This is a genomic window from Stutzerimonas nosocomialis (assembly GCF_005876855.1).
Lineage (GTDB): Bacteria > Pseudomonadota > Gammaproteobacteria > Pseudomonadales > Pseudomonadaceae > Stutzerimonas > Stutzerimonas nosocomialis.
Genome location: NZ_QLAE01000075.1, coordinates 1 through 1,572 on the forward strand (window position 1 = coordinate 1; position 1,572 = coordinate 1,572).

2 protein-coding genes are annotated in these 1,572 nt (G+C 63.1%); both read left to right on the plus strand.

Annotated elements, in window-relative coordinates; all coding sequences use genetic code 11:
• A partial coding sequence (gene sul1, locus DN824_RS22360; RefSeq protein ID WP_136139683.1) for a sulfonamide-resistant dihydropteroate synthase Sul1 occupies positions 1-836 on the plus strand: 836 nt, incomplete at its 5' end.
• A gap of 127 nt (positions 837-963) precedes the next feature.
• Entirely contained in the window at positions 964-1,464 is a 501-nt protein-coding gene (locus DN824_RS22370; protein ID WP_000376623.1) for a GNAT family N-acetyltransferase, read from the plus strand.
• Positions 1,465-1,572: the final 108 nt, after the last annotated feature.

The following is a 1,572-nucleotide window of genomic DNA, read 5'->3' on the forward strand; positions in this document are numbered from 1 at the left end:
TGACGGTGTTCGGCATTCTGAATCTCACCGAGGACTCCTTCTTCGATGAGAGCCGGCGGCTAGACCCCGCCGGCGCTGTCACCGCGGCGATCGAAATGCTGCGAGTCGGATCAGACGTCGTGGATGTCGGACCGGCCGCCAGCCATCCGGACGCGAGGCCTGTATCGCCGGCCGATGAGATCAGACGTATTGCGCCGCTCTTAGACGCCCTGTCCGATCAGATGCACCGTGTTTCAATCGACAGCTTCCAACCGGAAACCCAGCGCTATGCGCTCAAGCGCGGCGTGGGCTACCTGAACGATATCCAAGGATTTCCTGACCCTGCGCTCTATCCCGATATTGCTGAGGCGGACTGCAGGCTGGTGGTTATGCACTCAGCGCAGCGGGATGGCATCGCCACCCGCACCGGTCACCTTCGACCCGAAGACGCGCTCGACGAGATTGTGCGGTTCTTCGAGGCGCGGGTTTCCGCCTTGCGACGGAGCGGGGTCGCTGCCGACCGGCTCATCCTCGATCCGGGGATGGGATTTTTCTTGAGCCCCGCACCGGAAACATCGCTGCACGTGCTGTCGAACCTTCAAAAGCTGAAGTCGGCGTTGGGGCTTCCGCTATTGGTCTCGGTGTCGCGGAAATCCTTCTTGGGCGCCACCGTTGGCCTTCCTGTAAAGGATCTGGGTCCAGCGAGCCTTGCGGCGGAACTTCACGCGATCGGCAATGGCGCTGACTACGTCCGCACCCACGCGCCTGGAGATCTGCGAAGCGCAATCACCTTCTCGGAAACCCTCGCGAAATTTCGCAGTCGCGACGCCAGAGACCGAGGGTTAGATCATGCCTAGCATTCACCTTCCGGCCGCCCGCTAGCGGACCCTGGTCAGGTTCCGCGAAGGTGGGCGCAGACATGCTGGGCTCGTCAGGATCAAACTGCACTATGAGGCGGCGGTTCATACCGCGCCAGGGGAGCGAATGGACAGCGAGGAGCCTCCGAACGTTCGGGTCGCCTGCTCGGGTGATATCGACGAGGTTGTGCGGCTGATGCACGACGCTGCGGCGTGGATGTCCGCCAAGGGAACGCCCGCCTGGGACGTCGCGCGGATCGACCGGACATTCGCGGAGACCTTCGTCCTGAGATCCGAGCTCCTAGTCGCGAGTTGCAGCGACGGCATCGTCGGCTGTTGCACCTTGTCGGCCGAGGATCCCGAGTTCTGGCCCGACGCCCTCAAGGGGGAGGCCGCATATCTGCACAAGCTCGCGGTGCGACGGACACATGCGGGCCGGGGTGTCAGCTCCGCGCTGATCGAGGCTTGCCGCCATGCCGCGCGAACGCAGGGGTGCGCCAAGCTGCGGCTCGACTGCCACCCGAACCTGCGTGGCCTATACGAGCGGCTCGGATTCACCCACGTCGACACTTTCAATCCCGGCTGGGATCCAACCTTCATCGCAGAACGCCTAGAACTCGAAATCTAACGTCCGTTCGGGCATCGAGGTCCATGTCGGGGTGGGACGGGCCCGTGGCTTCAAGATCACTTGCAGTCCGACCGCGATGTCTTGGTTGCGCGAGAGGTTGTCGATATC